This is a genomic window from Neorhizobium sp. S3-V5DH (assembly GCF_004343065.1).
In the GTDB taxonomy this organism is placed as follows: domain Bacteria; phylum Pseudomonadota; class Alphaproteobacteria; order Rhizobiales; family Rhizobiaceae; genus Neorhizobium; species Neorhizobium huautlense.
In genome coordinates, this window is record NZ_SMCL01000003.1 from 253,474 (window position 1) to 279,834 (window position 26,361).

The window sequence follows — 26,361 nt, forward strand, 5'->3', positions numbered from 1 at the left end:
TCAATTTCGCAAAGCCGGAACTTCTTTGTGATGTCGTGCCATGAATGTCTCCCCGCCACATTCCTGTCGGTCTCATCGTGTCAGCGGGTAAAGCAGTTGCCCATCCTCTTCGCCTCGCGGAAACGCTCCTTCTCGGCTTCTTCTTTCCGACTGCTGGTAGCCCAGCGGGCTGATGCCGATATAGCGTTTGAACATTCGGGAGAAGTAATAGGCATCCGAATATCCGGAGAGTTCGGCCGCGCGTTTTACACTGCAACCTCCGGCCATCAGTCCCATGGCGCGTTCCATCCGCTTGAACTCCTGATATTTGTCCGGCGTCCAACCGACCCGCTTGCGGAATTCACGCTTGAAGTAATCGCTGTTGTAGGGCACCGCGCCGACCGCCCGTTCCACGATCTCGTCGTTCAAGGGATCGGCCGCGATCTGGCTGGCGGCAACCATCACGGAAAACGAAAGGGCGTCGGGATTGTTCACGTTTCCGACCGACTGCTCCTTCCAGCCGATATGCGCCTGCTCAATGAACTCGATCAGTAGGAACATGAAGAGGTGATGCTGGAGAAGGGTCGTGGAATAGGGTGGCGCATTGTCGTGGTAGTAGCGGGTCAATGGCTGCATCATGTCCCAGCGGGCAAGCGTCACCGCTTTCCTGAGGTTCATCTGCGCAATCATGTCGAGGCGCCCGAAGAGATCGAGCGTGAAATGCTGGGCAATCCCGGTATAGGGCTCCGTTGACGTAGAGTAGCCGACGAAGCGTACGCCGGCAGGCAGAAGCATGGCCCTGCCCGGCGCCATGTCGATCGTCTCGTCCTCGACCTCGTAACGAGCCGAGCCCGTTAGGCATATAATCAGGTCATGGACGCTGTTCGATTTGTCGACACCCCAGGTATGGGAATGCTGCATCCTTATGGTTGAACGCGTCAGCGTCAGGGCGAGTGCCCCCATGGGAATTCCAGCCAGAACGCTACCTTCAATTTCGTCCATCCTTTTCCCCCAATTTGTCGATTTGATCCCGCCCCCAAGATGAGATTATCAGCGCAGGAGCTGAAACCTCAACACATCAGAGGGCCAGATTGGGAGGAAATGGCGGAAATCTGCAGGGTGCCCGATACGTATCGGACCCCCGGGGATTCCTATGCCAGAATTTGCGATGCACAATACGGGAACTGTCTCTTCGTTTAATATAGCCTATATCGGCGACCGCTTCCTCAACCGGGCGGCATTGTCTCGCGATCGTACTGCAGGCCTGTTCCGCGGGGGAATTGCCGCGGCGATGCACCGCCTGTCGGAGGCACCTGTTAAAGCGGGGAAAGCAACATGAGCGGAGACAGCCGGTTCCTCGGGCTCTTCTACCTATCGCCCTACATCATCGGGCTGCTGATCTTCACGGCAGTGCCCTTCGTCGCCTCGCTCTATCTGAGTTTCACGAACTACAACCTGATGGACGAGCCGATCTTCATCGGTCTGGCAAACTACGTCAAGCTCTTCACCAACGACCGCACTTTCCGCAAATCGCTCTGGGTGACGCTCGTCTATGTGTTTACGACCGTGCCGCTGAAGCTCGCCTTTGCGCTCTTCATGGCCGTGATCCTCAACTACAAGCTGAAGTTCATCAACGTCTTCCGCACGGCCTACTACGTCCCCTCGATCCTCGGCGGTTCGATCGCGATCGCGGTGCTGTGGCGCTACATTTTTGCCGATGTCGGCCTCGTCAATATGGGCCTGAACCTGCTCGGCTTCGAATCCGTCAACTGGTTCGGCGATCCCACCAATGCGCTTTTTACCATCACCCTGCTCCGCCTATGGCAATTCGGCTCGGCCATGGTGATCTTCCTGGCCGCGCTGCAGAGCATCGACAGGACGCTCTATGAGGCCGCCTCCATCGACGGCGCCGGCAAGTGGACGAGCTTCATCTACATCACCCTGCCGCTGATCACGCCTGTCATCTTCTTCAACCTGATCATGCAGATGGTCCAGGCCTTCCAGGAGTTCAACGGCCCTTACATTATCACCCAAGGAGGCCCGCTGAAGTCCACCTATCTCCTGCCGATCTACATCTATGACGAAGCCTTCAAGCGTTTCGACATGGGATATGCATCGGCCATCGCCTGGGTCCTCTTCGTCATCATCATGGCGCTCACCCTCATCGCCTTCTGGTCCTCGCGCCACTGGGTCTATTACGCCGGCGACAAGAGGAGCTGACCATGACCGAACACGTTCTCTCCCATGATCCGTCGACGGTTGGCGAGGTTGCCGGCATCCGTGCCCGCGAGCATCGCCGCCACAAGGCAGGCATCATGCTGCGTTATCTGATGCTCGCCGCTGTCGGCCTCCTGATGCTCTACCCGCTGATCTGGCTGATCGGGGCATCGTTCAAGACGAATTCTGAGATCTTTGCCAATCCCGGCTTCTGGCCGGAAAACCCGACGCTCGACGGTTATATCAAGGGCTGGCAGACCTCGACGCCCTATTCCTTCGGCACATTCTTCCTGAATACGCTGTGGATCGTGATCCCCAAGGTCATCGGCACCGCCATCTCGTGCACCGCTGTGGCCTATGGGTTCGCCCGCTTCGAGTTCCCGTTCAAGAAGCTGCTGTTTGCGTCGTTGATCGCGACGCTTCTGCTGCCGAATGTGGTGACCCGTATTCCGCAATATCTTCTCTTCCGCGATCTGGGATGGCTCGACAGCTTCCTGCCGCTCTGGGTGCCGTCTGCCTTTGCAGGAGACGCCTTCTTCGTCTTCATGCTGGTGCAGTTCCTGCGCGCCATCCCGCGCGACATGGAGGAAGCCGCCCGCGTCGACGGCGCCACCACCTGGCAGACGATGATCTTCATCGTCGTGCCGCTGCTGATGCCGGCGCTCATCTCGGTCTGCCTTTTCCAGTTCATGTGGACGATGAACGACTTCCTGGGGCCGCTGATCTACATTTCGTCGGTCGACAAATATCCGGTCTCGCTGGCGCTGAAACTCTCGATCGACACCACTGAGGCGTTCGAGTGGAACCGCGTGCTCGCCATGTCCGTGCTGGCGCTGACGCCGGCGCTCGCGGTCTTCTTCCTCGCGCAGAAATATTTCATCGACGGCATCTCGTCCGGCGGCATCAAGGGATAGCGACATGGCACGTCTGCAACTGAGAAATCTCGAAAAGGACTACGGTTCGCTTCGCGCCGTGCATGGCATCAACCTCGATGTCGAGGACGGCGAGTTCATGGTGCTGGTCGGCCCCTCCGGCTGCGCCAAGTCTACGACCTTGCGCATGATCGCGGGCCTCGAACGGATTACCGGCGGCGAAATCCGGATCGGCGGAGAACTGGTGAACGACAAACCGCCGGGCGACCGCGGTATCTCCATGGTCTTTCAGAATTATGCGCTCTACCCGCATATGAAGGTGCGCAAAAACCTGTCGTTCAGCATGCGGCTGAAGCGCCGCCCTGCCGAAGAAATCGAAAAGGCGACGGAGCACGTTTCGGGACTGCTGGAAATAGACCCGCTCCTGGAACGGCTGCCGAAGCAGCTTTCCGGCGGCCAGGCGCAGCGTGTCGCGGTCGGCCGCGCGCTGATCAAGAAACCGCAGGTTTTCCTATTCGACGAGCCTCTCTCGAACCTCGATGCAAAGCTGCGCGCCTCGATGCGCGTTCGCATCACCGACCTGCACAAGAGGCTGAAGGCGGAAGGACAGCAGGCAACGGTTGTCTATGTCACCCACGACCAGACGGAGGCCATGACCATGGGCGACCGGATCTGCGTCATGAAGGACGGCCACATCATGCAGGTCGCCGATCCCATGACGCTCTACAACCGTCCGGCCAATACCTTCGTCGCCGGCTTCATCGGCAGCCCGGAGATGAATTTTCTGGATGGCGAGCTTGAAGGACAAACCCACGTTAAGGCCGCGGATCAGACGGTCGCACTCGGGGACGAATTCGCGCACCGGCTGTCGGTTGGAAAGTCCGGTTGGGTGACGCTCGGCATCCGGCCCCAGCATCTGCGTATCGCCGAAGCCAAGACCGCGGGCACGCTCAAGGGCAAGGTGAACCATATCGAGTTCATGGGCCACGAGGTCTATCTCTACGTCGACATCGGGCCGAAGCGCCTGATCGCCATCGTACCTTCGGCTGCCTATGACCGGACCGCGCTTCGCGATGATTGGATCTGGCTGAGCCCGGACCCAAAGGGAGTCCACCTGTTCGATCGCCAAACAGGTGAAAACATCAGCCTGGCGATCTGAAACTTCAGCGTTCCAACTTGGGAGGAGCCAAAATGAGAACCATGATCATGACCGCGGCACTGTTTGCCGCCACCAGCCTTTCGACCGCATTTGCTGCGGACCTGCGCATGTCCTGGTGGGGAAGCGACGACCGCCACCTCGCAACCCAGGAAGCGCTAAAGATCTGCGGCAGCAAATTCGGCCATACCGTGGCGCCGGAATTCACCGGCTTCCAGGGGCATCAGGAAAAGATCGCCACTCAGCTCGCTGGCGGCACCGAAGCCGACATCATGCAGGTCAATTGGCCGTGGCTACCGCTTTTCACCAAGAACGGCACCGGCTTTGCCGATCTCTACCAGTACAAGGACATCATCGACCTCGGCCAATGGTCCAAGGCCGATCTCGACAGCGGTACGGTTAAGGGCAAGCTGAACGGCATCCCGGTCTCGACCACGGGCCGCGTCTTCATGTTTAACAAGACGACCTACGACAAGGCCGGCGTGCCGATCCCGACCACCTGGGAAGAACTGATCGCGGCCGCGCCGAAGATGAAGGAGAAGCTCGGCAAGGACTATTATCCTTTCGAGGGCGCTGCACTCGACGCCCGCCTCATGGTCATCCTGCGTACGACGCAGAAGACCGGCAAGGACCTGATCGATCCCGCAACGAACAAGGTTTCCTGGACAGAAGAGGAGCTCGTCGAAGGGCTGAAGTTCTACCAGACCCTAGTGGACAAGGGCGTGATCGAGTCCTGGAAGCAAGTCGCAGCCGGCGGCAATACGCCCCTGCATGAAAACCAGAAATGGGCAAAGGGTCAGATTGCCGGCACGTACCAGTGGGACAGCACCTACGGCAAGATTTCCACGCCCATGGAAAAGGGCCAGGAACTCGTCCCGGTCAAGTTGCTCACCGTCGCCGGAGCGAAGATCGACGGCGTCTATCGCAAGCCATCGATGCTGTTTGCCATCTCCAAGAACAGCAAGGACCCGAAAGCGGCAGCGCAGATCGTCAATTGCCTTCTCAACGATCCGGCGGCGGTAAAGGTGCTGGGCGCAACGCGCGGCATTCCCTCCAGCAAGGCCGCACTCGATGTGCTTAACAAGGAAGGCAAGGTCAAGCCTGTCCAGCTGGAAGCCTACAAGCGGGTGATGGAACCCAGCAGTCCTGGAGTTTCGCCGCTGAACGAGCATCCGCGTGTCACCGAAGCTTTCGACACGAACTTCGAGGCCTTCGCCTACGGCCAGCAATCCGCCGAGGACGCGGCCGCTGAGATCATCGCCGGCATCAACGAAGCGCTGACGGGGATCTGAACATCGTGACGATTGCCGCCATCGAACTTCTGACCACCGGACCACGCAGTGCGACCTTCAGTGTCGATGCCGAAAGGCATCTTTTCGAACGGGACTCTTCGTTGGCCTGGACCGTTCGGAAGGTCGATGGCGATATCGTGGCTGAAGGGACGACGAGACGCGTCGTCTTTACAGTCGCTGAACTCGAACCGGGCAGCCATCTTTCCCTCCAGATTGGTCAAGCCCGCCTTGAGTTCACGACAAGAAAGGAAACGGCTCTCACCGACATCAGCGATTTCGGCGCCTCAGTCGGCTCATCAGATAATGCTGAAGCGATCCAGGCCGCAATCGACGCTCTCCCCTCCGAGGGGACGCTTCGGATACCGCCCGGGCGCTGGCTGAGCGGCCCTGTCTTCCTCAAGAGCGACATGACGCTGCTGCTCGACGAAGGAGCCGAACTGGCTGCAGTCTCGGACCGCGAAACCTTTCCCATCCTCCCAGCCCGCCACCCGGATGGCCGCGTGCTCGGCACCTGGGAAGGTGTGACGGAGGCGTGTTACGCCAGCCTGATCAACGCGATCGACTGCCGCAATATCCGGATCAGCGGAAAAGGCATCATCGACGGCGGCGGCGATCGCGGCGACTGGTGGTTCTGGCCGAAGGAGACGCGACAGGGTGCCAGACGGGCCCGCACCGTTTTCCTTTCCGGATGCGAAGACATCACTCTCTCAGGCCTCACCATCCGCAACTCACCGTCATGGACGGTACATCCGGTGCTTTGCAGCCGACTGCTCGCGGCGGATCTCACGATCCGGAATGATCCGGACTCGCCCAATACGGATGGGTTCAATCCGGAAAGCAGCTCTGGTATCCGCCTTGCCGGCCTTCATATTTCTGTCGGAGACGACTGCGTTGCCATAAAGGCGGGCAAGCGCAGCCCGAACGGCGGGCCTGATCGGCCGACGGAGCGCGTTAGGATCTCCAATTGCCTGATGGAGCGCGGCCATGGCGCCGTGGTCATCGGCAGCGAAATGAGCGCCGGCGTCCGCGACATCCAGATCACGAATTGCCACTTCCGGGGAACCGACCGGGGGCTCAGGATCAAGACGCGCAGAGGCCGTGGCGGAACGGTGTCGAATATCCGGTTTTCAGACAGCCTAATAGAGGCTGTCGCAACACCGGTGGCGGTCAACTCCTTCTATTTCTGCGATGCCGACGGGCGGTCGGACTACGTCCAGTCGCGCGCCCGCCTGCCGGTTTCCGACGAGACGCCCAACATCCGGTCGATCTCGGTGAAGAACGTCACGGTCTCGGGCGCCCGCACCGCTGCGGCCGTATTCTACGGTCTGCCCGAAGCGTCCATCTGCGATATCGCTTTCGAAAACTACACAGTTTCCTTCGCGCCAGATGCCAAGGCGGAAGTGCCGGAAATGGCCTGTCTCCTCCCGCCCCTTCGTCACGCCGGCATTGTCGCGGAAAACACCACTTTTAGTCGCCTGGCGATGCTCTCGCCGGCTTCGATCCATCCAGCCCAAGACTGAGCCCATGCTTCAAACTTATTTCGACGATTACGCCCGCGGATACGAATATTACAAAGGCGGAGCCTGGTGTTATGAAGACGGATGCCTCTATCGCGGTCTGATTACGCTTTATCAAGCGACCTCCGAAAAGCGTTGGCTCGATCATCTCATCCGCCTGGTCGGCGGTCAGATCGATACGCAAGGCCGCTTGATCGGCTACGAGATCGATGAATTCAATATCGACAACATCCTCCCCGGCCGCGCCCTCGTTTTCCTTTATGGGTTGACCAGCGACGCCGCCTGGCTTGATGCCGCCGCTCCTCTCGCAAGGCAGCTCGATACGCATCCGCGTACCGGCAGCGACGTCTATTGGCACAAACTCCGCTACCCGCATCAGATCTGGCTGGACGGCCTCTATATGGCTCTGCCTTTCAAGATCGAATATGCGCGCGCCGCCTCCCGGCCGGATATGCTTGATGAGGCTCTTCAGCAATTTTCAACCGCCCTCGACCTGACCTACGACCGCGACGCGGCACTCTACCGGCATGGTTATGACGAGTCGCGCGAACAGACTTGGGCGGACCCGCAAAGCGGGCTGTCCCCGGCTCACTGGGCCCGATCGATCGGCTGGCTGGCCATGGCCTTTGTCGATATCATCGAGAGCCTTCCGCCGGGCCCGGCACGGCAAGATCTCATTCTCCGCGCTTCGGCACTCGCATCCAAGCTGCTTGCCTTGCAAACTTCCGATCATCGGTGGCTGCAGGTGATCGATCGGCCCGATGTGAGGGGGAATTACGCGGAAAGCTCCGCCACCGCGATGTTCGCCTATTTCCTTCAAAAACTCGCCCGCCTTAAAGGCTCGGCAGCTTTTGCTCATGCCGGGAAAGAAAGCCTCCGCTCCCTTGTCGAACATGAGTTGCGCCCGGATGAAACGGGAACATCGAGGCTGCAGAATATCTGCTGCGTCGCCGGTCTGGGCGGCTTCAACGGCCGCTACCGTGACGGGACGGTGGAGTATTACCTTTCGGAGGAAATACGGGCCGATGATATCAAGGGCGTCGGCCCGCTGATGATGGCTTTCGCAGAGACCTTGCGGACGCCAGCCGCCGCCCGGCGATCCTCTGACATTCCAACCGAGGAGCGGATCAAACTCAGCGCCGCCAGGCAATGAAACGGCTGGATCGCCGGATGCCGGCCCTAAGCGGAAGCAGCCATCCTTCCAACCGTCGGCTGCGAAAAGCCGATGGCGCCGACCATGACGGCAGGCATGCCAGCCTCGAGGCATGCTGAAATGAAGGCCTCGCGGGCGACTTCCGTGGGCACCATCCTGTTCAGGGCGGCGCGAGCACGGCGAACTGCGCGGTCATATCGTTCGCCGCGCTTCAGCGGCCACTCGTTCTCCAGGAAATCGAGCGCGTCGTAAACAGTTCTGAAGCATCGTTCCAGGCCCGACTGGAGACGGATCGTCACTGGCACTCTAAACGGCATATCCGGGATGTTCATGATTTCCTCCTTTCAATCTCAGCCGGATAAAAGAAGCGAAATCAATCTGGTGAATGGGATCTGACGTTTCAAGAGGCCTGAATCCGGTTCAGCGCTCCTTGCTCGCGTCCGCCGGATCGAAATTCGGATCCCAATCGTTTGCAACCCGTTTGGTGCCCGGCGGATTGCGATGGGCGGTAGCATCCTCTGATCCGGTGATGACGGTAGGTTTCGCGCTGTGCACGCCACTGCTCTTGCGATCAGCCTGAGACTTGGCGAACTGCCCCTTGGCATCAGCCTCGGGACCGGTGCCCGAATGGTTTTTCTTCATCTCAGTCTCCCTTGGTCTTGCCGGCATCCGACACCTTTTCCCGGGAAGGATCCTGATTGTTCTCGCCAAGCGCATCACGATCGTGATCGGGATCGTCTTTGGCTGGCATGTACCCGCGAGGCCTGTTTTCTTGCGGACCTTCCCAACGTGGAGATTGATCCGTAGTGCCGGGAGCGCCTGGTTTTGGTGTATTCATACCCATGTTTGAACCTCCTTGAGACAAGGATAACAAACTGGCACTCTCAGAGTTCCCCCGCGCGACGCGACGGCCCCGTCAGCCGCAGCTCAGGCCGCGCGGGACAGGAGCTTCTTCTGGATCTCAGCCGCTTCCATGGGTTTCCCCACAAGATGACCCTGCAGTTGATCGCAGCCGGAAAGGTAAAGAGCCTTGGCCTGCGCGGGTGTTTCTACCCCCTCGGCCGTCACGGGAATGTCGAGTGCATTTGCGAGCAGGATGGTTGCGTTGAGAATCTGTGCTCCCCGCTCGTTGTCGATCCCCATCACAAGCGACCGGTCGATCTTCATCCGGTCGAAGCCGAATTCGCGCAGCGCCCCGATGCTGGCGTAACCGCAGCCGAAATCGTCGAGAGCGAACTTGACGCCCACCGCTTTCAGGTTGGCAATCGATCGCTTAGCCTGCTCGGGATTAGCCATCAACACCCCTTCGGTAATTTCGAGCGTAAGCCGTCTCGGATCGAATGATTTCGCCTTCAGCAAGGCGACAACGTTCGCCGCAAAGTTCGGATTTCTCAGCTGGATCGGCGACGCATTCACGGAAATGGCGATATCCTGCCACGTCCCGACTTCATCGATTGCCGATGCAAGAATAAGCAGCCCAAGCTCGTCGATCAGGCCGGCCCGCTCGGCGATCGGAATGAAAATTTCGGGACTGACGGGACCGGTTTCCGCCGTCCATCGGGCGAGGACCTCGACCCCCCTCCATTCCTGAGTGGCGGCGTCGACAAGTGGTTGGTAGACCGGGCGGATGCTGTTGGACGCAATTGCCGCGCGGAGTTTCGTTTCGAACTGGCTGCGGCTTTCCCGTTCCAGGTCGAGTTCCGCATGATATGCGACCGCCTGTCCCCGGCCACTTTCCTTGGCCCGATACAAGGCGACGTCCGCGCGTCGGACGAACTCCAGCGGATCGGTAGCACTTGCATCCGTGGCCACGATGCCGATGCTCACGCCGATCTCGATCGTCCTGCCGCCTATCTCAAACGGACGGCTCAAGGCTTCCAGTATGGAGGAAGACAGTTCCCTGGTGTCACTTCTGGTCGCAGCGATCGCGAATTCGTCCCCGCCGAGGCGCGAAAAAGATGCGCCCGCAGGAAGTAGAGCCGTCACTCGCGCCGCGACGAGCTTGATGAGTTCGTCGCCGACCGCATGTCCCCATGCATCGTTGACTTCCTTGAAACCATCGAGATCGAGAAGGTGAAGTTCGACCTCCTCCTTGTCGGCCAGACGCCGCTCCACCTCCTCCAGGAACCCGGCGCGGTTGAGAAGCCCGCTCAACGGATCATGGATCGCCCGGTGATGCACCTCCTGGGCGCGCCGTTTGAAGCCGCGAGCGGAGAAGAGCCCGGTCGCTACGATGGCAATGAAGAAGGCTGACAGAAGCAGGGCGGCAGCCATCAGGTAGGCCTTGACCCCGTAGTATATCCTGGAGCCGGGATCCCGGCTCGGCCATTCCAGGTAGGACACGGCTTTTCCGTCGATGTCGGGCAGAACTGTATTCAGCGTCTGAATATGGGGGACATCGACGACAAATAGTCCACCCAGATCAAAAGTCTTGGCGATTTCGGCGATGGCTTCGGAGTTCAAGACTTTGGCAAAGATCAGCGTATTGAAGGCCTGCTGCACATCCGGGGTCTCCTCATAGGGCTGGATAGAACCGGCTCCGAAGAGGACGACGCCGTCGGCCGTTTTCACGAATCCGCTCACCGGCTCCTGACCCGATTGCGCCGCCTTCTTTGCGAGATCCGGAAGCGCCGTACCGAAATATTCAAAGGGATCGAATTCCTCGCCTTTCTTGTGAGCAGTCAGTGTGCTTCCATCGGCTCGAAGTACGATCGCAATATCGTACAGAGGGTAGTCCTCGGTCGTGCTTCCCCAGTTCTCATAGGCCCATTCCTGGGCGTTATCCGACGCCATGGCCTTGAAAGCATCGTCCCAGACCGCGTTATCCCTGACGGTTGCCCGCAATCGGCTTTGAAAAGCTTCCACGGCAGCCGAGGCCGCGTGTGAGGCCCGCGCGTCATCGATCGTCGTGGCCGCCTCGGTCATGTCTCGCACGGCGATGGCGACCAGGAAGGCGAGTACCGATCCAACGAGGACAAAAAAACTCGTCACGGCTGCGACGACGAGAAGTGCGGACCGAGATGATCGGGTGCGGAGGCTCTGCATTCTTGACCAGCGTTACTCTGTACAAACAGCAGGTTGGCCTGCCTGGTCAAATATTAGATCACCTTAATCAACGAGAGATTAAACTTGCCCCCATTTTTCGTTCCTGGTTAATGATTCTATCGGATGGAAGCCGTCATAGACACAGTTTGCAGCATCAGAAATCGTGCCGCTTCGCATGCCCTCGTTTCCGCACCTGCGGACAGCGGAACGGCCACCTGAGTTGAAGGAAGCAAACCGGGCGATTTTTTGTCAATCCGGCGACGGCATTTCTTGAAACCACTTGCCGTTACCATAGTTTAGCCCGCAACGGGGTGAAGTTTGCGGGACGAACGCCATGCAGGACTTCGAATACGCTCGTGAGCGCATGATAGAGGCGCAGATAGCACGTCGGGGCCTCAGGAACCCTGAGCTGCTCCGGGCTTTCCGCGAGGTGCCGCGCGAGGCATTCGTCGAGAGCGGGTTCGAAGAGTTCGCCTACGAGGACACACCCCTTGCGATCGGCGAAGGGCAAACCATCTCGCAACCCTATATCGTTGCGTTGATGATAGAACGGGCAAAGATCGGGCGAGGCGATGTCGTGCTGGAGGTCGGCACTGGCTCGGGTTATGCCGCGGCTGTTCTCAGCCGCATCGCCGATCAAGTTTACACCATCGAGCGATATCCGAGCCTTGGAGAACAGGCCAGACGCCGGTTCCGCCGCCTGGGGTTCGGCAACATCGCAACCAGGGTGGATGACGGGACAAAAGGCTGGCCGGAAGCCGCGCCGTTCGACGCAATTCTTGTGGCAGCCGGCGGGCCATCTGTGCCGCCGGCACTCAAGGAGCAGCTCGAAATAGGAGGCCACCTGATCATGCCCATCGGTTCGGAAGGCGCTCAACGGCTGGTCCGCGTGACGCGGACAAGCGCTGCGACCTTCGAAGAAGAGGATTTGGGAGGCGTTCGCTTCGTCCCGCTCGTGGGCCAATATGGATGGCGCGACGCGTATGAGAAATCGAGGCGTGTCCCAAAACCGCTTCCTGAATTGATCTCGGACGCTGCCGAACCGCTTCCCGACTTCGACGACCCCGCCTTCGGAGCGCTGTTCGACCGTTTCGGCGATCGCCGCGTGGTACTTCTCGGCGAGGCCAGCCACGGCACATCGGAATTCTATCGCGCCCGCGCCGCGATCACTCGCCGCCTCATCGAACATCACGGTTTTACGATCGTCGCCGTCGAGGCAGACTGGCCTGATGCCGCCGCGATCGACCGTTATGTCCGGCACAGGCCCGGAAGGTCCGGCGAGGTTGAGTTCCAGCGCTTCCCGACATGGATGTGGCGCAACCTTGAAGTCGCGGACTTTATCGGCTGGCTGCACAGATACAACGCCGCTGTGCCGGATCAGCGCAACCGGGTCGGCTTCTACGGTCTCGACATCTATAATATGAGCGGCTCAATCGCGGCCGTGCTTGCCTATCTCGACCGCACGGATCCAAAGGCCGCGAGGGTGGCGAGAGAACGTTACGGATGCCTGACGCCTTGGCAGAACGACCCTTCCACCTATGGCCGCGCGGTGCTGATCGAGGGTTACGACAAATGCGAGAAGGCGGTGGTCGCCCAGTGCAGGGAATTACTCGAACGTCAGCTCCAACGAGCCGGCGAAGATGGTGATGACCTCCTTGACGCAGCCCAGAATGCGCGCCTGATTGCTTCCGCCGAACGCTACTACCGGATCATGTATTATGGCGGTGCGGACTCCTGGAACCTGCGTGACACCCATATGTTCGAGGCGCTCCAGCAACTGCTGGAGGCGCACGGCTCGCAATCGAAGGCTGTCGTCTGGGCTCATAACTCCCACATCGGCGATGCGCGGCATACGGACATGGGAACATCCAGAGAAGAAGTGAATATCGGCCAGCTCTGCCGCCAGCGCTTTGGCGCTGCTGCTGCTCTCGTCGGCTTCGGCACCCATGAAGGAGACGTGGTCGCCGCAACCGACTGGGATGGGGATATGGAGATAAAAACCATCCGCCCCACGTTGGAGGACAGTTATGAGAGCCTATTCCATATGACGCGGCACAAGCGCTTTCTGCTCGATATGCCGAAACACCCCGAAGTGCGGCAGCAATTGTTGGAGCCGCGGCTCGAACGTTTCATCGGCGTGATCTACCGGCCGGAAACCGAACGCCTGAGCCACTATATGTACGCATCGCTGCCGCAACAGTTCGACGCTTTCGTGTGGTTCGACACAACGACGCCGGTTACGCCGCTCGGACTCGTCGAAAAGCACGAGGGCGTCCCGGAAACCTATCCTTTTGGCCTGTAGCGACGAGCGGCGCCAGGTCGAGTCAGCTTGGGATTGGCTTCAGATGATCCCGCCACCGCCTGCAGCCGAGGCCGGCCGTTCCAGCGCGACCTTTTTGCGGTAACCGCTGGCACGATAAGTGGCTACCGGATCGACCGCCCCTCCCGCACGCCGGCGAGCCTCGGCGAGAATCGGCTCAACATCGGTCCTGTAGGCGCGCTTTAGTGTTTCCGACGCCATTAGCGCATCGTTCTCCTGCTGATAGTCATCCAGAGCTGCGCGATCGACCAACAAGGCCTGCGCATAAGCCCGGCGGATTTCGTTGGCGCTGGAGATCAGACTTTCAATCGGATCGGTGACGTTGTGTGACTGATCGATCATATGGGCCGGGTGGAAACCCTTAACGCCGCGGTGTTCGGCGTCGACCAGTTCATTGAAGACGAGGAACAGCCGGTAGGGCTCGATTGCACCGGCGTCGAGGTCGTCATCGCCATATTTCGAGTCGTTGAAATGGAAGCCGCCGAGCTTGCCGAATTGGATGAGGCGGGCGACGATCATCTCGATATTGGTATTCGGCGCGTGGTGACCGAGATCGACGAGGCAAAAGGCCTTCGGACCGAGCGTGTTGGCGATCACGTAGTTGGTGCCCCAGTCCTGCACCACCGTCGAATAAAACGCCGGCTCGTACATCTTGTGTTCGGAAAACAGCCGCCAGTCATCCGGCAGGGCCTTGTAGATTTCCGCCATGGCGGCAAGATAGCGCTCGAAACTCTTGGTGAAGTTACTTTGCCCCGGGAAATTTGAGCCGTCGCCGATCCAGACGGTCAGCGCCTTGGAGCCGACCGCCTTGCCAATCTCGATACATTCGAGATTATGCTCGATCGCTTGGCTGCGCGTCGCGGCATTAGTGTGGCTGAGCGAGCCGTATTTATAGGACTGGGCCTGGCCGGGTGCGTCGGAAAAGGTGTTGGAATTCATCGAGTCGAAGCCGAGCCCCAACGCGTCACCCTTGGCTTTCAATTCCTTCGCATCCGCCTTGTCCCAGGGGATGTGCAGCGAAACGGTCGGCGTTGCCTGGGTCAACTGATGGATGACAGCGCAATCATCCAGCTTGTCGAAGATGCCCCGCGGTTCGCCCTGCCCCGGAAAGCGGGCAAAACGTGTTCCCCCGGTGCCGACGCCCCAGGAAGGGACCGCGACGAAAAATTCGGATACCTTTCGGGTGATCGCGTCGATATCGATGCCGCGGCGTGACAGGTTCTCGCCAAGCGCCTGGTAGTCGGACTGGAGCGCTGGTGTCCGCTTTTCATTTTCAGCAGCGACAACGTCGCCGGCAATCTTCAGATCTGTCATGACGATCTCCTCCCTGATGCAACCGAAGCGTCCACCCGCCGCCGGCCTTGGGAGAGCCGGAAGCGGGCGGACAAGCTGTTAGCGCGTAAAACTCTGCGCGTTACCGGCATCCACATTGATGATATTGCCGGTCGACTTGGCGGACGCATCCGAAGCGAGGAAATAGATTGCCTCGGCGATGTCTTCCGGGAAGACGTTGAGCTTCAGCATCGAGCGCTTGCGGTAATGTTCCTCCAGATCGGAAACCTCGATCTTCGAGGAAGCCGCCCGCTGCTCGCGCCATTCGCCGTTCCAGATTTTCGAGCCGCGCAGCACCGCATCCGGATTGACCGTGTTGACCCGAATGCCGGCGTCGGCTCCCTCGAGCGCCAGGCAGCGCGCGAGATGAATTTCGGCAGCCTTGGCGGTGCAATAGGCCGATGCGTTCGGCGAAGAGGCAAGTCCATTCTTCGATGCGACGAACACGACGTTGCCGCCGAGCTTCTGGCGACGGAACAGCCGGAACGCCTCGCGCGACACGAGGAAATAACCCGTCGCCAGGATGTCGATATTCTTGTTCCACATCGCAAGGGTGGTGTCCTCGACCGGCGCCGAAGAGGCGATCCCGGCATTCGAGACGAGGATGTCGACGCCGCCGAACTCGACGCAGGCTTCCGCAAAGGCGGTAACGACGGCATCTTCCTTGGTGACATCAAGCACCACGCCGCGCACGGCGTCCTTGCCGAAAGATTTCTCGAAATCGGCTTTCGTTGCGTCGAGCGCTCCGCCGTCAATATCGGCCAGCACCACGCAGGCGCCCTCACCCATCAACCGCGCCGCGGTCGCACGACCGATACCGCCGGCACCGCCCGTGACGAACGCCACCTGACCGGCAAGGCTCTTCGGCTTCGGCATGCGCTGCAGCTTCGCTTCTTCAAGCAGCCAGTACTCGATATCGAAGGCCTCCTGTTCCGGCAGGCCCTGGTATTCGGAAACGGTGGACGCCCCACGCATCACGTTGATCGCATTCACATAGAATTCGCCGGCGATGCGGGCGGTCGCCTTGTCGCGGGCAAAGGACAGCATACCAACGCCGGGGACGAGGAAGATGACCGGGTTGGGGTCGCGGATTTTGGGCGAATTGTCGTGCTTGCAGGTTTCGTAGTAGCGGGAGTAGTCGGCACGATAGTTTTCCAGCGCCTTGTCCAGCGCCGCGATGACGCCGTCCACGTCCGGCTTGGCCGGATCGAAGTCGAGGATCAGCGGGCGGATCTTGGTGCGCAAAAAGTGGTCCGGGCAGGACGTTCCAAGGACACCGAGCGGCTTCAGGTTCTTCGAGTTGACGAATTCCAGCACCGCGTCCTGATCGTCGAAATGACCGAGCTTGCGCTCCGCCTTGCCGATACGGCCGCGGATTTCCGGCATGAGCTTTGCGGCGATCGACCGACGCTCCGGAGCCGGCAGGCTCTGCAGGACCTCGCCGCCGAAGATCGTCTTGCCCTCGGTATGCTGCGCGAACCACTCGATTGCCTTGTTGATGATTTCAAGCGTCAGTTCGTAGCAGGCCTTGGCATCGTTCGCCCATGTGAACAGGCCATGGCTTTCCAGCACCACGCCCTTGGCGTCCGGATTAGCCTTGACGAAGGCTTCGAGGTCGAGACCGAGCTGGAAGCCGGGGCGGCGCCAGGGCAGCCAGCCAATCGCGTCGCCGAAGATCTGTTTCGTCAGTTCCTTCGAATTTTTGGACGCGGCGATCGCGATGATCGCATCCGGATGCATGTGGTCCACATGCGTATAGGGCACGAAACCATGCAGCGGCGTATCGATCGAAGCAGCGCGCGGATTGAGGTTGAAGGTGCAATGCGGCAGGAAGCCGACCATCCGGTCTTCGTCCTCCACTCCCTTGTAGAGCCCCTTCAGTGCCTCCAGCTTGTCGAGATAGAGCGTCGCGAAACCATCGAGCTTGATCGTCCCGACGTCCCCGCCGGAGCCCTTGACCCACATGACGCGGACCTTTTCACCGCTCAGCGGGTCCGTTTCCATCACCTTGGCGGAGGTATTGCCGCCGCCGTAATTGGTGATGCGCTTGTCGGCGCCGAGGAGATTTGAGCGATAGAGCAGCTTGCCCGGCTCATCGAGTTTGGCTGCGTGGGAATCTTCCCAGCGGTTTTCGAGAAGGCGGGTTTGGCCCGACATCGCTTTCCTCCCAAAGTGTTTTGGTTCATGGCGACAGACCAGCCGCCACCTCCCATAACGTGGATATCGCGCATTGCCACGCCGCCTGTCAATCAAAAACGATCATAAACATTCATTGTGCAACGCAATAAAAGCGAATTTGATCGTTTATGATTGACAACGTAAATTTTCCAGCAATATTGGGATCGAGGAGGAGCCCATGCACGAACGTGAACGCCATCGCATCATTTTGAGCGCGATTCAGGAAAAGCCCGTCATCACGGTGCAGGACATCGCCGAATTGACCGAGGCATCCGAGGCGACGATCCGACGTGACATTGCCGCACTTCATGTTCAGGGCAAGCTCCGGCGCGTGCGCGGCGGGGCCGAAGCGGTGCATCCGCCGCAGATCGGCCAGCTTGCCGCCCGCTCGTTCCGGGTTTCCGAATCCGTCAATATCGACAAGAAACGCGCAATCGCGCGCCGCGCGGTGGAACTCTGTGAAGAAGGCGATTCCGTCATCATCAATGGCGGCACGACCACCTTCCAGATGGTGCACTTCATGTCGGCGCGCCGCCTGCAGGTCATGACGAACTCCTTTGCGATCGCCGAACACCTCGTCAAACATTCGAAGAGCACGGTGACCGTTCCGGGCGGCGCGATCTACCGCGAGCAGAGCCTGATCCTGTCGCCCTTCGAAAACGACGCCATCCGCAATTTCTATGCCCGGCGGATCTTTATCGGTGCCCAAGGCGTGGGGCCGCTGGGCGTGATGGAAGCCGACGCGCTGGTGATCCAGAGCGAGCAGAAGCTGATGCAGCAGGCGGAAGAACTGATCGTGATGGTGGATTCGAGCAAATTTCAGCGTCGCTCGAGCCTCATACTTTGTCCGCTGGAGCGGGTAACCACCGTCATCACGGATGACGACATATCCGAAGATGCCGCGCGAATGATCGAAGGCGCCGGCGTCAACCTGATCATAGCCGGCACTGCTGCGGCGGCGCCGGCCGAGGAGGATTCCACGTCGGCCGCATGAGAGCGCCCGGCGGGAGGGAAGTGAACTTTTTCAACTGGGAGGACTGACAATGAAACTAGCCAAGAAACTTGCCCTCGGCGTGGCAATTGCCTTCGCCGCCATGACGACGGCGGCGAGTGCCGCGGACATGAAGATCGCACTGGTCGTCAAATCGCTCGGCAACGGCTTCTTCGAAGCTGCCAACAAGGGCGCGCAGGAAGCCGCCAAGGAACTCGGCGGCGTCGAAGTCATCTACACCGGTCCGACGACCACCACGGCCGAAGGCCAGATCGAAGTGATCAATTCGCTGATCGCTCAAGGGGTGGATGCGATTGCCATTTCCGCCAATGATCCGGATGCCGTTGTTCCGGCGCTTAAAAAAGCCGCCCAGCGCGGCATCAAGGTGATTTCCTGGGATTCCGGCGTGGCCAAGGAAGGCCGCATCATGCACCTGAACCCGTCTTCCAACGAGTTGATCGGCAAGATGTGCCTGCAGCTTGCGGCAAATCATCTGGAAGGCGGCAAGGGGGACTTTGCGATTCTCTCGGCTACCACCACCTCGACGAACCAGAACACCTGGATCGCCGAGATGAAGAAGCAGATCAAGGATTTTCCAGGCCTTAACCTCGCCACGACCGTTTACGGCGACGACCTTGCCGACAAGTCCTATCGCGAAGCCCAGGGCCTCCTGAAATCGCAGCCGAACGTGAAGGTCATCGTCGCTCCGACGACCGTCGGCGTGCTCGCTGCTTCCCAGGCCGTCAAGGATGCCGGTCAGATCGGTAAAGTCTACGTAACAGGCCTCGGCCTGCCGTCCGAAATGGCGGGCGCCATCAAGTCCGGCGCGACGAAGGAATTCGCCATCTGGAACCCGATCGACCTCGGTTATTCCGCGACCCAGATTGCTTACCACATCGTCAAGGGTGATACGGACGGCAAGCCGGGCTCCGAGATCAAGGCTGGCCGCATGGGCTCGATCAAGGTCGGCGACAATGGCGAAGCCGCGATGGCCGACCCGTTCGTCTACAATGCCAAGAACATCGACGAGTTCTCCAAGATCTTCTGATCCTTTGAACACCTCCCCTCCGGCGGTCGCGAATGGCCGCCGGGACTTTATTCGGATTTCACTGGCTGATCGATGATGAACGCTGTCGCACCAACGAACGACTTGGCCCCGCTTGCCGCGGAAACGCCGATCCTGGAAATGCGCGGCATCAGCCAGATCTTTCCCGGCGTAAAAGCTTTGGATGGCGTCAGCATCAAGCTCTATCCCGGCCAGGTCACGGCGCTGATCGGTGAAAACGGCGCCGGCAAATCTACCCTTGTCAAGATCCTGACCGGCATCTATCGCCCGAACGAGGGCGAGATCCTGATCGACGGCCAGCCCATCGCTTTCCACAGCGCGCAAGCCGCGATCGACGCCGGCGTCACGGCGATCCACCAGGAAACGGTCCTGTTCGACGAGTTGACTGTCGGCGAGAACATCTTTTTGGGGCATGCCCCGCGCACCCGTTTCGGCACGATCGACTGGCGGCAGATCAACAGCCGCTCGAAAGCGCTCATGCACCAGCTCGAAAGCGAGATCGATCCGACGATCCGCCTGCGTGATCTGTCGATCGCCCAGCGGCATCTGGTGGCGATCGCACGGGCTCTGTCCGTCGAGGCGCGTATCGTCATCATGGACGAGCCGACCGCCGCCCTCTCCCGCAAAGAGATCGACGATCTCTTCCGCATCGTCGAAGGCCTGAAGCGCCAGGGCAAGGCGATCCTCTTCATCAGCCACAAGTTCGACGAGGTCTACGAGATCGCCGAAAATTTCGTGGTTTTTCGCGACGGCCGCGCGGTCGGACAGGGCAAGCTGAAGACCACCCCGCAGGACGAAATCGTCCGGCTGATGGTCGGCCGCGACGTCAAGGACGTCTTTCCCAAGGCCGAGGTTAATATCGGTGCCCCGGTATTGCGCGTCGAGAACTACTGCCACCCGACCGAATTCCGCGACATTTCCTTCGAGCTGCGTCGCGGCGAAATCCTCGGCGTCTACGGGCTGATCGGCGCCGGACGCTCCGAACTCTGCCAGTCGCTGTTCGGCATTACCCGGCCCTCAGCCGGGCGGCTGACACTCGAGGGACAGCCGATCGAGATCCGCTCGTCAAGCGACGCAATCCGGGCCGGGCTCGTCTATGTGCCGGAGGAGCGCGGGCGCCACGGCTTGGCCTTGCCCATGCCGATCTTTCAGAACATGTCGCTCCCGTCTCTGAAGAAGACCTCGCGCTCGGGTTTCCTGAAGGCCGCCAACGAACTCGCGCTCGCCCGCAAATATGCCGAGCGGCTGGATCTGCGTGCCGCCGCCCTTTCGGTGCCGGTCGGCACCCTTTCGGGCGGCAATCAGCAGAAGGTTGTCATCGGCAAATGGCTTGCCACCCGGCCGAAGGTGATCATCCTCGACGAGCCGACCAAGGGGATCGATATCGGTTCGAAGGCTGCCGTGCACGGCTTCATCAGCGAACTAGCGGCGGAAGGCCTGTCGATCATCATGGTCTCCTCGGAACTGCCCGAGATCCTCGGCATGTCGGACCGGGTGATGGTGATGCGCGAAGGTTTGGCCGCCGGTATCTTCGAACGTGACCGGCTCAGCGCCGAAGTTCTCGTCCGCGCCGCAACCGGCAACCAGTAGGAGAAGCCCATGAACCGCCTCCTGAAAAGCCGTGAGATCCTGCTGGTCGTCATCATTGCGATCATGGTCGCCAGCTTTTCCACCCGCGCACCGGGCTTTGCCTCGCCGGGCAACCTCGCCAATATCTTCAACGACACCTCGATCCTGATCATCCTGGCGCTCGGTCAAATGACGGTGATCCTGACAAAGTCGATCGATCTGTCGGTCGCCGCCAACCTGGCCTTTACCGGCATGGCCGTGGCGATGACCAATGCCGCCTATCCGGACCTGCCTTTGGCGCTGCTGATCGTGATGGCGATCGGCATCGGCGCCTTCCTGGGGGCCATCAACGGTTACCTGGTTTGGGCGCTGCAGATCCCGCCGATCGTCGTGACGCTCGGTACGCTCACCATCTATCGCGGCATGGCCTTTGTGCTGTCGGGCGGCGGCTGGGTCAATGCCCATCAGATGACGCCCTCCTTTCTCAATATCCCGCGGATGCCTGTGCTTGGCCTGCCGATCCTCTCCTGGATCGCAATCGTCATCGTGCTTGGCGCTTGGTTCGTGCTGACCCGCCTGCCCTTCGGCCGCGCCGCCTATGCATCTGGCGGCAACCCCACGGCAGCGGTCTATGCCGGCATCGACATAGGCTGGACCCGTTTTCTCGCTTTCGTCCTGTCGGGAGCACTGGCTGGCCTCTCCAGCTATCTCTGGGTATCGCGTTATGCGGTTGCCTATGTGGATATCGCCGCCGGTTTCGAACTCGATACGGTCGCAGCCTGCGTGATCGGCGGCATATCGATTGCCGGCGGTATCGGCTCCGTCGCGGGTGCCGTGCTCGGCGCGCTCTTCCTTGGCGTCATCAAGAACGCGCTTCCAGTCATCGGCATATCGCCCTTTGCCCAGATGGCGATCTCGGGCATCGTCATTGTGCTCGCCGTCGTCTTCAACGCCCGGGCTGAGAAGAAAGCCGGACGCATCATCCTGCGCGACCGCGCAGCTCCGGAGGTCACCGCATGAGCGACGTTGCAACGACGAAACGTGTGATCCCCGACCGGCTCGGAACGAAAACCTCACGGATGCTCGCAAGCTGGGAAGTGCTGCTCTTCGGCGTCGCGGTTTTGATCTTCATCTTCAATTCCTTCGCCTCGCCCTACTTCCTCAACGCCTGGAACCTCTCCGACGCAACCTTCAACTTCACCGAAAAGGCGATGATCGCCTTTGCCATGGCGCTGCTCGTGATCGCCGGGGAGATCGATCTTTCGGTGGCAGCAATCATCGCGCTTGCCTCGACCGCGATGGGCGCTGCGGCACAGATGGGCATCGGCACGCCCGGGCTGGTGGCGATCGGCATCGGCACCGGACTTCTCTGCGGCGCATTCAACGGCCTGCTCGTCGCCGGCTTGCGCCTGCCCTCGATCGTGGTGACCATCGGCACGATGAGCCTCTTCCGCGGCATTTCCTATATCGTGCTCGGCGACCAGGCCTATGGCAAATATCCGGAAAGCTTCGCCTATTTCGGTCAGGGTTATGTGGCCTGGGTCTTCTCTTTCGAATTCGTCCTGTTCATCGGGCTGGCGACAGCCTTCGCCATCCTCCTGCATGCCACCAATTTCGGCCGTCAGATCTATGTGATCGGCAACAATGAATTTGCGGCGCGCTTTTCCGGCATCCCGGTGGAGCGCGTGAAGTTCATCCTCTTCCTCCTGACCGGGCTGATGGCAGGCGTCGCCGCCGTCTGCCTCACCTCGCGCCTCGGCTCGACCCGCCCTTCGATCGCTCAAGGGTGGGAACTGGAAGTGGTCACCATGGTCGTGCTCGGCGGCGTCTCGATCCTCGGCGGTGCGGGCACGATCGCAGGCGTCGTCATTGCTGCCTTCGTCATGGGTCTCGTCACCTTCGGGCTGGGGCTCTTGAACGTTCCTGGCATTGTCATGTCGATCTTCGTCGGCCTCTTGCTGATCATAACGATTGCCGTGCCGATCATTGCCCGCCGCATCAAGGAAATGAACCGATGAGCCAGGAAAAATACGCTTTCAAGATGAAGCTCCATCCCGGCATGGAAGCGGAATACCGTGTCCGCCACGACGAGATCTGGCCGGAACTGGTAGGGCTGCTGCACGAGGCGGGGGTCAGCGACTACTCGATCCACCTCGACCCCGAGACCAACATCCTTTTCGGCGTATTGACCCGCCCGCAGAACCACAAGATGGCGAGTCTGCCGGATCATCCCGTCATGAAGAAGTGGTGGGCGCATATGGCCGACATCATGGAGACCAACCCGGACAACTCTCCAGTTGCCAAAGATCTGGTGACGGTTTTCCATCTGCCATGAGTAAGCCTGAAAGGATCGCCGTTCTCGATATCGGCAAGACCAATGCCAAAGTCGTCGTGCTCGATTGCGCGACGGGCAAGGAAATCGCCGAAAAGCGGACGCCGAACCGGGTTCTCGCCGGCCCGCCCTATCCGCATTACGATATCGAGGCGCTTTGGAATTTTGCGGTGGACGCCTTGAAGGTGTTTGCGGAGACGCTTGGCTTCGACGCGATCTCCATCACCACCCATGGAGCGTCCGCAGTGCTGCTTGACGCGGAAGGGGATCTCGCTCTTCCAGCGCTCGACTACGAGCATCTCTATCCGCAAGACGTGCAAACAGCCTATGCGGCAATCCGGCCGCCCTTTTCCGAAACCTTCTCGCCCGTCCTTTCCGGCGGGCTCAATGTCGGGGCGCAGCTCCATTACCAAAAGACGACTTTCGCGGACGACTTCGCCCGCGTCAGCAGGATCCTCACCTATCCCCAATACTGGGCCTTCCGGCTGACCGGTATCGCGACAAACGAGATGACGTCGCTCGGTTGCCATACGGACCTGTGGAACCCGCGCGAAGGAACCTTTTCCTCGTTGGTGGACGAACTCGGCATCCGCGATCTGATGGCGCCGGTGCATTCGGCCTTCGATATGCTCGGGCCGGTTTTGCCTGAGGTCGCGCGGGAGATCGGCCTCGACGAAGAGATACCCGTCCACTGCGGCATTCACGATTCCAATGCTTCCCTGCTGCCGCACCTGATCGGCCGCGAGCCGCCCTTCGCTGTTGTCTCGACCGGCACCTGGGTAATCAATTTCGCCGTCGGCGGCGATCTTGATCACCTCGACCCAGAGCGGGACACGCTCGCCAACGTGGATGCATACGGACGCGCCGTCCCTTCGTCCCGTTTCATGGGTGGCCGCGAATTCGAGATGCTAACATCGGAGCTCGGCAAGCTCTCTCCGGGAGCGGCATTGGCCGCCATGCCTCGGATCATCGAAAACGGCCTGATGCTGCTGCCGAACATCACCACCGGATCCGGGCCTTTTCCTGGCCGCGAGCGACAATGGCTCAACGACGAGGGGGTGTCGAACGACGAGCGCTGGGCCGCCGCCTGCCTTTATCTCGCACTGATGACCGAGACCTGCCTGAGCCTTGTCGGGGCAAAAGGACCAATTCTGGTCGAAGGCCCATTTGCCTCCAACGAAGCCTATCTGCAGGCGCTTGCTTCACTCACGTTGCGGGAGGTTGCTGCCTTGTCGGGATCAACGGGCACCAGCCAAGGCGCGGCACTCCTGGCCGGAGCCCTCCCGCCCCCCGAAACCCCCTCCACGAGATATCAGGGCATTCTGCCGGGATTAGGCGCCTATCGTCAGGAATGGCGGAACCGCCTGGGTCTTTTCGATTGCTGACCGCCGACGTGAGACGGCATCCCTTTACCGCCTCTTTCAATCCAGAAGCTGTCGCAGCCGCGTTGCAAGCTCTCTCGCCGTATAGGGCTTTTTGAGCCAGCTTCCGGATTGGGCAAGCTCGCGGCCGGCGATGGCGGGCTCGGCATAGCCGGACGTGAACAGGACTTTCATGTTCGGCCGCTCCTCTCTTACCCTTTGCGCGAGTTCGTCGCCAGTGATCCCGCCCGGCATGACGATATCGGTAAAGAGCAACGCGATATTGTCATGGCGTTCGAGCTGTTCGAGCGCCTCCTTGCCGTTTGCAGCTTCGACCACCTGGTAGCCGAAATCGGTCAGGCGGGAAATGGCGACGCGGCGAACGCGCGGGTCGTCCTCAACCACCAGAATTTTCTCCGTACCGCCCGGAATTGGCGCCGGGCGCGACACATCCTCATTGCTCGAAGCAGCTATTACGTCCTTCTGAGCGGCGTGCAGGAAAATCCTGACGCTCGTGCCCTGACCCGGCTCGCTGTAGAGCTGGATGTTGCCGCCCGACTGCTTGGCGAAGCCGTAGACCATGCTGAGGCCAAGCCCAGTGCCGGCCCCCACACCCTTGGTCGTGAAGAACGGCTCGAACGCTTTTTCCTTCACCTCCGGGGTCATGCCCATACCGGTATCGGTCACCGAAATCAGGACATAATCGCCGGTTCGCACATGGGGATACATCTGGGCATAATCGACATCCAGCTTGACCCGGGATATCTCGATGGTCAGCTTTCCGCCCTTCGGCATTGCGTCTCTCGCATTCAGCGTGAGGTTGAGAAGCGCGTTCTGCAATTGCGACGCATCGACAAGGGCTTCGTTGGAAGCACCCGTTACGACGGTCCGGAACTCGATCGTTTCCCCGAGCGTGCGGCGCAGAAGGTCGGAGAAACCGGTTACCAGCTGCCCAATGTCGACAAGCTTCGGGTTGAGCGGTTGGCGTCGCCCGAAAGCCAGCAACTGTCCCGTCAGCTTGGCACCATCGTCGGCGGCGTCCTGCGCTTCGCGCAACAGCACGAGTAGTTTTTCGTCGGCCAGCTTGTTTTCGATCATCTCGAGATTACCGCTGATGACGGTGAGCAGATTGTTGAAGTCGTGCGCCAGCCCGCCGGTAAGCTGGCCGATAGCCTCCATCTTCTGCGATTGCCGCAGCTCTTCCTCGATCTTGTGACGGCTGGTGAGATCCCGGATGAAGCCTGTGAAAATCCGTTCGCCGCCTGTAAGGGCCTCGCCTACTGCAAGTTCCATTGGAAATACCGACCCATCCTTCCGTTGCCCCGTGACCACTCGGCCATAACCGATGATACGGCGTTCGCCCGTGGTGAGATATCGAGAGAGATAACCATCATGAGCCTCCCTGTCCGGCGACGGCATCAGCATCTTGACATTGCGCCCGCAGACTTCATCCGCCGAATAGCCAAAAAGTCTCTCCGCGGCCGCGCTGAAAGAGGAGATGATGCCAACCTCGTTGATCACCACCATAGCTTCGGGCACGGTGTCGAGAATCGAGCGCAGATGCGCCTCTCGCCCCGCCAGATCGTTCTGCACCCTCCGCATGTCCGTCACATCGTTGTTTGTCTGGATGATGACGGCCTGTTCACTGTTGAGCGCAACCCAACGCGTCGCCACGAAGATACGCTGGCCGTTCTTGTGCTGGTGAACGACCTCACCTTCCCAGGATTGCGTCTCCAGAACCTGCTGCCGAATCGAATCCAGAGGCTCTGGAAATTCCGTGGCCAGTAACTCTTGCACCACTTTTCCGATCGCTTCCTCGGCCGTCCAGCCATAGAGGTTCGCACATCCGGCGGTCCAGCGGGTGATGACGCCATCCAGGCCGTGAATGATGAGGTTTGCATCATCGAGAAGGCGGGCGACGGCATCGAGCTCGGTTTCGGTGGTGCTGTCGGTATGCGTATTCGAAATCATTTCTCTTCCG

Annotated in this window: 23 protein-coding genes; 15 read left to right on the plus strand and 8 right to left on the minus strand. The window is 60.1% G+C overall.

Features of this window, described 5'->3' with window-relative positions; all coding sequences use genetic code 11:
• Positions 1-72: 72 nt before the first annotated feature.
• Positions 73-981: a helix-turn-helix domain-containing protein gene (locus EDE09_RS07175; RefSeq protein ID WP_105371357.1), complete on the minus strand. Its 909-nt coding sequence runs from the start codon at positions 979-981 to the stop codon at positions 73-75.
• A 151-nt stretch (positions 982-1,132) separates the two neighbouring features.
• Between EDE09_RS07175 and EDE09_RS07180 the strand changes: the two genes are divergently transcribed.
• The 7 genes from EDE09_RS07180 to EDE09_RS07210 all read left to right on the plus strand — a co-directional run bounded on the left by EDE09_RS07180 (position 1,133) and on the right by EDE09_RS07210 (position 8,186).
• A complete protein-coding gene (locus tag EDE09_RS07180) occupies positions 1,133-1,318 on the plus strand; it encodes a hypothetical protein (RefSeq protein ID WP_132409481.1) in 186 nt (61 codons plus the stop codon).
• The gene (locus tag EDE09_RS07185; RefSeq protein WP_132409483.1) at positions 1,315-2,199 is read left to right on the plus strand and encodes a sugar ABC transporter permease; all 885 of its coding nucleotides are present in this window, start codon (positions 1,315-1,317) and stop codon (positions 2,197-2,199) included. Before EDE09_RS07180 ends, EDE09_RS07185 begins: the two co-directional genes overlap by 4 nt.
• Positions 2,200-2,294: 95 nt before the next feature.
• Entirely contained in the window at positions 2,295-3,110 is an 816-nt protein-coding gene (locus EDE09_RS07190) for a carbohydrate ABC transporter permease (RefSeq protein ID WP_105371567.1), read from the plus strand.
• A gap of 4 nt (positions 3,111-3,114) precedes the next feature.
• Positions 3,115-4,227, plus strand: coding sequence for an ABC transporter ATP-binding protein (locus EDE09_RS07195; RefSeq protein ID WP_105371355.1), 1,113 nt, complete (start codon positions 3,115-3,117; stop codon positions 4,225-4,227).
• A gap of 32 nt (positions 4,228-4,259) precedes the next feature.
• Positions 4,260-5,516 carry an ABC transporter substrate-binding protein gene (locus EDE09_RS07200; RefSeq protein WP_105371354.1) on the plus strand — a complete coding sequence of 419 codons (1,257 nt, stop codon included), beginning with the start codon at positions 4,260-4,262 and terminating at the stop codon, positions 5,514-5,516.
• 5 nt (positions 5,517-5,521) lie between these two features.
• A complete protein-coding gene (locus EDE09_RS07205; protein WP_105371353.1) occupies positions 5,522-7,036 on the plus strand; it encodes a glycoside hydrolase family 28 protein in 1,515 nt (504 codons plus the stop codon).
• Between the two features lie 4 nt (positions 7,037-7,040).
• Positions 7,041-8,186: a glycoside hydrolase family 88 protein gene (locus EDE09_RS07210; RefSeq protein ID WP_105371352.1), complete on the plus strand. Its 1,146-nt coding sequence runs from the start codon at positions 7,041-7,043 to the stop codon at positions 8,184-8,186.
• Positions 8,187-8,212: 26 nt separating this feature from the next.
• Here EDE09_RS07210 and EDE09_RS07215 read toward each other — a convergent pair whose 3' ends face one another.
• From EDE09_RS07215 to EDE09_RS07230, 4 genes are all read right to left on the minus strand, one after another.
• On the minus strand, positions 8,213-8,518 hold the full coding sequence (locus EDE09_RS07215) for a DUF982 domain-containing protein (RefSeq protein WP_105371351.1): 306 nt from the start codon (positions 8,516-8,518) through the stop codon (positions 8,213-8,215).
• Between the two features lie 88 nt (positions 8,519-8,606).
• On the minus strand, positions 8,607-8,828 hold the full coding sequence (locus tag EDE09_RS07220; RefSeq protein WP_105371350.1) for a hypothetical protein: 222 nt from the start codon (positions 8,826-8,828) through the stop codon (positions 8,607-8,609).
• 1 nt (position 8,829) lies between these two features.
• Positions 8,830-9,024, minus strand: coding sequence for a hypothetical protein (locus EDE09_RS07225; protein WP_105371566.1), 195 nt, complete (start codon positions 9,022-9,024; stop codon positions 8,830-8,832).
• Between the two features lie 89 nt (positions 9,025-9,113).
• Positions 9,114-11,231, minus strand: a complete 2,118-nt coding sequence (locus EDE09_RS07230) for an EAL domain-containing protein (protein ID WP_105371349.1) — start codon at positions 11,229-11,231, stop codon at positions 9,114-9,116.
• A gap of 334 nt (positions 11,232-11,565) precedes the next feature.
• Here EDE09_RS07230 and EDE09_RS07235 point away from each other — a divergent pair, with 334 nt between their 5' ends.
• A complete protein-coding gene (locus tag EDE09_RS07235; protein WP_132409485.1) occupies positions 11,566-13,533 on the plus strand; it encodes a protein-L-isoaspartate(D-aspartate) O-methyltransferase in 1,968 nt (655 codons plus the stop codon).
• Positions 13,534-13,572: 39 nt separating this feature from the next.
• On the opposite strand, the gene rhaI is transcribed toward EDE09_RS07235, so the two are convergent.
• Both rhaI and EDE09_RS07245 read right to left on the minus strand, forming a co-directional pair.
• Positions 13,573-14,865, minus strand: a complete 1,293-nt coding sequence (rhaI, locus tag EDE09_RS07240) for an L-rhamnose catabolism isomerase (protein ID WP_105371347.1) — start codon at positions 14,863-14,865, stop codon at positions 13,573-13,575.
• Positions 14,866-14,943: 78 nt separating this feature from the next.
• Complete coding sequence (locus EDE09_RS07245) at positions 14,944-17,040, minus strand: bifunctional rhamnulose-1-phosphate aldolase/short-chain dehydrogenase (protein WP_105371346.1); 2,097 nt, start codon at positions 17,038-17,040, stop codon at positions 14,944-14,946.
• A 199-nt stretch (positions 17,041-17,239) separates the two neighbouring features.
• Here EDE09_RS07245 and EDE09_RS07250 point away from each other — a divergent pair, with 199 nt between their 5' ends.
• From EDE09_RS07250 to EDE09_RS07280, 7 genes are all read left to right on the plus strand, one after another.
• Positions 17,240-18,055: a DeoR/GlpR family DNA-binding transcription regulator gene (locus EDE09_RS07250; RefSeq protein WP_105371345.1), complete on the plus strand. Its 816-nt coding sequence runs from the start codon at positions 17,240-17,242 to the stop codon at positions 18,053-18,055.
• Between the two features lie 49 nt (positions 18,056-18,104).
• A complete protein-coding gene (gene rhaS, locus EDE09_RS07255; RefSeq protein ID WP_105371344.1) occupies positions 18,105-19,100 on the plus strand; it encodes a rhamnose ABC transporter substrate-binding protein in 996 nt (331 codons plus the stop codon).
• Positions 19,101-19,175: 75 nt separating this feature from the next.
• Positions 19,176-20,708 (plus strand): sugar ABC transporter ATP-binding protein, encoded by a 1,533-nt coding sequence (locus EDE09_RS07260; RefSeq protein ID WP_245422797.1) that lies wholly within the window; start codon positions 19,176-19,178, stop codon positions 20,706-20,708.
• A 9-nt stretch (positions 20,709-20,717) separates the two neighbouring features.
• Positions 20,718-21,707, plus strand: coding sequence for an ABC transporter permease (locus EDE09_RS07265; protein WP_105371342.1), 990 nt, complete (start codon positions 20,718-20,720; stop codon positions 21,705-21,707).
• A complete protein-coding gene (locus EDE09_RS07270) occupies positions 21,704-22,705 on the plus strand; it encodes an ABC transporter permease (protein ID WP_105371341.1) in 1,002 nt (333 codons plus the stop codon). Before EDE09_RS07265 ends, EDE09_RS07270 begins: the two co-directional genes overlap by 4 nt.
• On the plus strand, positions 22,702-23,022 hold the full coding sequence (rhaM, locus tag EDE09_RS07275) for an L-rhamnose mutarotase (protein WP_132409487.1): 321 nt from the start codon (positions 22,702-22,704) through the stop codon (positions 23,020-23,022). The genes EDE09_RS07270 and rhaM overlap by 4 nt, the downstream gene beginning before the upstream one ends.
• The gene (locus EDE09_RS07280; RefSeq protein ID WP_132409489.1) at positions 23,019-24,404 is read left to right on the plus strand and encodes an FGGY-family carbohydrate kinase; all 1,386 of its coding nucleotides are present in this window, start codon (positions 23,019-23,021) and stop codon (positions 24,402-24,404) included. The genes rhaM and EDE09_RS07280 overlap by 4 nt, the downstream gene beginning before the upstream one ends.
• Positions 24,405-24,440: 36 nt before the next feature.
• On the opposite strand, the gene EDE09_RS07285 is transcribed toward EDE09_RS07280, so the two are convergent.
• A complete protein-coding gene (locus tag EDE09_RS07285; RefSeq protein ID WP_105372790.1) occupies positions 24,441-26,351 on the minus strand; it encodes a PAS domain-containing sensor histidine kinase in 1,911 nt (636 codons plus the stop codon).
• Between the last annotated feature and the right edge of the window lie 10 nt (positions 26,352-26,361).